General features: G+C 34.4%; 3 protein-coding genes and 1 pseudogene. All 4 read right to left on the reverse strand.

The features are described from left to right. Window positions 1-1,627: pseudogene (locus tag ACOYLP_RS10175) on the reverse strand (hypothetical protein); the annotation flags it as partial. Between the two features lie 364 nt (window positions 1,628-1,991). After that, complete coding sequence (locus ACOYLP_RS10180; protein ID WP_422856062.1) at window positions 1,992-2,936, reverse strand: NAD(P)H-dependent flavin oxidoreductase; 945 nt, start codon at window positions 2,934-2,936, stop codon at window positions 1,992-1,994. Window positions 2,937-2,958: 22 nt separating this feature from the next. Beyond that, a complete protein-coding gene (locus ACOYLP_RS10185) occupies window positions 2,959-4,575 on the reverse strand; it encodes a S8 family serine peptidase (protein ID WP_422856063.1) in 1,617 nt (538 codons plus the stop codon). 26 nt (window positions 4,576-4,601) lie between these two features. Then, a complete protein-coding gene (gene mnmA / locus ACOYLP_RS10190; protein WP_422856064.1) occupies window positions 4,602-5,789 on the reverse strand; it encodes a tRNA 2-thiouridine(34) synthase MnmA in 1,188 nt (395 codons plus the stop codon). Between the last annotated feature and the right edge of the window lie 223 nt (window positions 5,790-6,012).

Genomic DNA, 6,012 nt, shown 5'->3' on the forward strand with positions numbered 1-6,012 from the left:
CTGTAATGTCCATCGTTGTTGTAGTGGCACACAATCCAGCTGTTGGTGTAAAAGTATATGTCTGTGTTCCAATCGCAGTTGTTGAAATTACTGCAGGAGACCAAGTTCCTGTAATTCCATTTGTTGAAGTTATTGGCAAAGTTCCTGGTGTCTCATTTTGACAATAAGGTCCTAAGGCTGTAAAGACAGGAACTATATTAGGACTAACTGTAATGTTCATCGTTGTTGTAGTGGCACACAATCCAGCTGTTGGTGTAAAAGTATATGTCTGTGTTCCAATCGCAGTTGTTGAAATTACTGCAGGAGACCAAGTTCCTGTAATTCCATTTGTTGAAGTTGTCGGCAAAGTTCCTGGTGTCTCATTTTGACAATAAGGTCCTAAGGCTGTAAAGACTGGAACAATATTAGGATTAACTGTAATGTCCATCGTTGTTGTAGTGGCACACAATCCGGCTGTTGGTGTAAAAGTATATGTCTGTGTTCCAATCGTAGTTGTTGAAATTACTGCGGGAGACCAAGTTCCTGTAATTCCATTTGTTGATGTTGTAGGCAAAGTTCCTGGTGTCTCATTTTGACAATAAGGTCCTAAGGCTGTAAAGACTGGAACAATATTAGGATTAACTGTAATGTCCATCGTTGTTGTAGTGGCACACAATCCGGCTGTTGGTGTAAAAGTATATGTCTGTGTTCCAATCGTAGTTGTTGAAATTACTGCGGGAGACCAAGTTCCTGTAATTCCATTTGTTGATGTTGTAGGCAAAGTTCCTGGTGTCTCATTTTGACAATAAGGTCCTAAGGCTGTAAAGACAGGAACTGTTGACTCGTAAATATTTACCAATACATCAAGTCTATTAATACTCTCACATGGTGGATCAACTGTAGAGGCATAATAATGCTGTCCATTTACTAACGGCGTAGATAAATCCAAAGGGATTCCAAATTCTGTTGTCAGATACCAATTATTATTTCCCGAAGCTACCAAATCATTAACAGTGGGAGAAGTGTTGCTACAAAAATCCTGAACTGTAAGTCCATCAGGCACAGGAACAATTCCAACATTTACAAATAACTGAAATCTTGAAGTTTCACATCCGGTGGACGGATTGGTTTGACTTATATAATAAATAGTGTTATCTGACAAAACTGCTGTAGGAGATAAAGCAGTTCCACCACTTGGCACAGTATACCATCTTAAACCATTTCCTGACACTACGAATTGCGGATTGGATGGAGTTGCCAGATTAGCGTTATTTACACAAACTCCTTGAAAATTTAATCCTGTAGGGGCAGAATAAATAGTAACAACTACACTTTGTCTTGTTCCACAGGCTCCAGTATTATCATCGGCAAAATAATCTTCCCCATTTATTAAACTTGTAGAACTTAATAAAGCAGTTCCTCCTATCGCATCAGCATACCATCTAACACCACCTCCATTATTTGTAGCAACAAGATTAGCAATAGTTGGTGATTGTATATTGCAAAAAGACTGGGCAGCGTTTGTTACCGTAGGGCATTGAGAATGTAAAGAATTATTATTTCCTAAAAGAAATACTAATAAAACAACATAAGCAAAGTATTTTTTAACAAGAGTAGTAATTCTCATAAGCAATTCGATTTTAAGCATTTTAAACTAATTGAAAAGCTACATTCTACACTAAATTTTTATCATTTATCTAGAAGTAAATGATTTTAATTAATTTTCAATAGTATATACCTAAGCTAAAAAAAATGCTTCCACTATATTACTTAATATAACAGTAACCGTATTTGACTTATTAAAATCTTATAAACAAAATAATCAACATTAATAAAGATAAACCAACAAGATGAAAATATCTATCTTATTGATATAGAAAATTTTAAATAAAATATAAAAATAATTATATAGTTATTAATAATTTAATTTACTTGTTGAAAATAAAAAATTGTTAATAAGTTCACATGCAATTGCAAAGCTATTAACAACTAATTGTAAAATTGAAATGAGTTTAAAACTTAAAATCCTGAATATCTTTTGAAACTATTTGAAATTCTTGAATTACCTCGTTAATAATAGATTCTACTGATTTAATATTGTGAATTAGCCCAGCTATTTGACCTATTTCTAATTCACCTTCAACTAGATCTCCTTCAAACATTCCCTTTTTGGCTCTTGCTCTTCCTAGTAATACTTTTAAATCTTCTATTGATGGACATGTTGAATACAATTCTTGTATATCGTTGTAAAATTTATTTTTTATTAATCGAACTGGTGCTAATTCTTTTAAAGTTAATTGTGTATCACCTTCTTTTGTTTCTATGATAGTTTTTTTGAAATTATCATGTGCTGAACTTTCAAAAGAAGCCGCAAATCTCGAACCCATTTGAACACCATCAGCGCCAAGAACCATTGCGGCAAGCATTCCTCTTCCTGTAGCTATTCCTCCGGCAGCAATAAGTGGAATATTAATTTGTTCTTTAACCATTGGAATTAAAGTAAACGTAGTGGTTTCCTCTCTCCCATTATGCCCACCAGCCTCAAAACCTTCTGCAACTACCGCATCAACTCCGGCTTCTTGTGCTTTTAAAGCAAACTTTGAACTGCTCACAACATGAACAACAGTAATTCCATTTTCCTTCAAATAACTCGTCCATGTTTTTGGATTTCCTGCCGAAGTGAATACAATTTTCACCTCTTCTTCGATAATTATCTGAATAATTTCTTCAATATTTGGATATAACATTGGAACATTAACTCCAAATGGTTTGTCTGTTGCTTTTTTGCATTTTTGAATATGCTCACGCAAAACTTCAGGATACATTGAACCTGCACCTATCAATCCTAGACCACCGGCATTACTAACAGCACTGGCTAATTTATAACCACTATTCCAAATCATTCCTCCTTGAATAATTGGGTATTTAATATTGAAAAGTTGGGTAATTTTATTCATTTAGGCTGAATTGAGTTCAGTATTAATTTTTAATGATTTTTCCGGTTTGTACAAATGAATTGCATTTTATTTTATAGAAATAAATTCCAGAATTAATATTAACCATTGAAATTGAAGTTTCCGTATTTTGAATACTTTTTTCAAAAACAATTTGACCTAAAGCATTGTAAAAACTAATTTTTGCTTCACTAAAAGTTGGTGGAAATGAAACAAAAAGTTTGTCAAAAACTGGATTCGGGTACACCAAAAATCTTCCAATTGAATCTTGATTAATAGAAAGTTGTGCACTATTTAATGCCAACTGAAAGTCGGGAATTCCATAACCAAATTGATTATTTGGATTTGCAAATCTATCTGATGATTGCTTAACAAAATCTACAACCTGTTGATTCGTTGCCCAGGGAATTGCCTGCCAAAAACTGGCTATCATTCCAGCCATAATCGGACAAGAAAAGGAAGTTCCACTTGCCGTTTGAATGTCCCCACTGGCATTAGCAACAACTGCAGCCTGACCTTTAGCCATCACATCTGGCTTTATTCTTCCATCATATGAAGGTCCGACTGAGCTAAAAGCCGCGTAAGTTCGATCAGATTTTACAGCTCCAACAGCCAAAACATTTTGTGCTTCTGCAGGTACTCCAATATGATTTAATGGCTCACCGCTACCTCCCGAATTACCGGCACTGGCAACAACTACGATTCCTTTACTAAAAGCAATATTAGCACCTTTTGAAGCGAAAGCTGTGTTTCCGGTAAATTCATCATAATAATGTCCATAATTTGAATTGTCGAACTCATAATATCCCAATGAGGTAGAAATAATATCTGCACCAAGTCTGTCTGCTTCTTCAGCAGCTTCAACCCAATAACTTTCTTCTACTGGGCTTTCTTGTGTCACATCTTCGGTTACAAATAAATAATATTGTGCATCGGGTGCAGTTCCAACAAGTTGTCCATCAACATAACCACCCATACAGGAAAGTGTCAAAGTACCGTGATTGTGTAACGAATATACATTGTCATCGTGACTAACAAAATTATAACCTCCGAGTATCAAATTGTTATCAAATAATCTTTGGAAAGGTGCTGTTGAATTAACATTTATAAATCCGGAATCTAGAACAGCTATTATTTTCCCGGATCCTGTATAATTTTCTTGATGAAGTAAATGCCCATTCAGCATTTGGATTTGATTATTGGAATTCCCATAATTAAAGCTGGTCAAAACATTCATCTGTTTATTAACCGGAATGATAGTTCTTGGAATTGCTCTTTTCGAATTCAAAGAAGCATCAGCAAATTGAACACGATTTACAAAGGGAAGTGAAGTCAATGCAATAATATCATCAACACTACCTTGAATATGAAGACAATTTAACCATTTTGATTTTGCCTTTACAGCAATTCCGTTTGCGGCTATAATTTGGTCAACATAGGGTTGGTGAATTGGAATATCTTTTATATCGAGTGGAATATTTTGATTAGATCTTCTATCTATTGAACGCTGAGATAGCATTTGTAAAGGATTATCAAAATAAAATTGTGCATTTGGTTTATCTCTAAAGAAAACCCAGGCATCTTCTTGTGAATATCCTATGAAACTGAAAATAAAAAGAACAATACAGAAAAATTTGTTCATAGCATTTACTTATTGAGAATGCTAATTTATGAAATTACTCCTGAACCAACTAATTCGTCACCAATATTCCATGCGACGAATTGCCCTTCAGTTATTGCTGATTGAGGTTCTTCAAAAGAAACATACAAACCACTTTCAAATTGATATAATGCCGCCTTCTGTAAAGCTTGACGGTAACGAATGCGTGCCATTACCCCCATAGTTTCTCCGTTTTTCAACATTAAATCTTCGCGTATCCAATGAACTTCTGAGGGTATCACTTTCAATGTTTTTTTGAATAAACCCGTATGATTTGTACCTTGACCGGTATAAATTGCATTAGTTTTTACATCAGTAGCTATTATGAAAAGTGCTTCTTTTGTACCACCAACATTTAATCCTTTTCTTTGGCCAATGGTAAAGTAATGTGCTCCTTGATGTTTGCCGACTACTTTCCCGTCTTCAGGTGAATAGGAAATTGAAGTGGATTCAAAAATTAATTGTTCTTCTAAAGAATTGAAGTTGGGTTGTTTTTGATTGTAAATAGAATTATTTGCATCAATTTCATAAATCAAACCTTCTTTGGGTTGTAATTGTTGTTGCAAAAATTCAGGCAAACGAACTTTTCCAATAAAACACAAACCTTGAGAATCTTTCTTTTCGGCAGTTACCAAATCCAATTTCATGGCTATTTCACGAACTTCAGGCTTGGTCAATTCACCAATTGGAAATAATGATTTAGCCAATTGCTCTTGTGATAATTGACAAAGAAAATAAGATTGGTCTTTGTTGCCGTCTTTTCCAGCCAATAATTGATAAATTGGCTTTCCATCAACTTCGATTTCACCTTTTCTGCAATAATGTCCCGTTGCCACGTAATCGGCACCAAGACTTAAAGCAATTTTCATAAAAACATCAAACTTAATTTCGCGATTGCACAATACATCCGGATTTGGAGTACGTCCTTGTTCATATTCCTTGAACATATAGTCGACGATTTTTTCTTTGTATTGTTCGCTTAAATCAACAGTTTGGAAAGGTATTCCTAATTTTTCAGCAACCAAAAGCGCATCATTGCTGTCTTCGAGCCAAGGACATTCATTAGAAATAGTCACCGAATCATCGTGCCAATTTTTCATAAATAGACCTATAACTTCGTAGCCTTGTTCTTTTAAAAGAAAAGCAGCAACACTCGAATCTACTCCACCGGAAAGTCCAACAACAACTCGTTTCATTTAATTGCTAAAATTTGCGACAAAGTTACCGCAATTTCTATATAATCTTGTAATATTAGATCCGTTAAAAAAATCAAGTCTAGATAAACTAATTTATCTTCCCAATTTTCTTTTGATTTCATTATCAATGTCTGGATTGGGTTTTTCAACATCTTTAACCTCAACCTTAACATCTGCCTGATTCGGCATTTCAGGTTTTTTGAATTTTATATTTTGATAGTTC

It is taken from the genome of Flavobacterium sp., assembly GCF_049318325.1.
Lineage (GTDB): Bacteria > Bacteroidota > Bacteroidia > Flavobacteriales > Flavobacteriaceae > Flavobacterium.

Coding starts and splice junctions, on each gene's coding strand:
- mnmA (WP_422856064.1), bottom strand. CDS start 5,789: ATGAAACGAGTTGTTGTTGGACTTTCCGGTGGAGTAGATTCGAGTGTT.
- ACOYLP_RS10185 (WP_422856063.1), bottom strand. CDS start 4,575: ATGAACAAATTTTTCTGTATTGTTCTTTTTATTTTCAGTTTCATAGGA.
- ACOYLP_RS10180 (WP_422856062.1), bottom strand. CDS start 2,936: ATGAATAAAATTACCCAACTTTTCAATATTAAATACCCAATTATTCAA.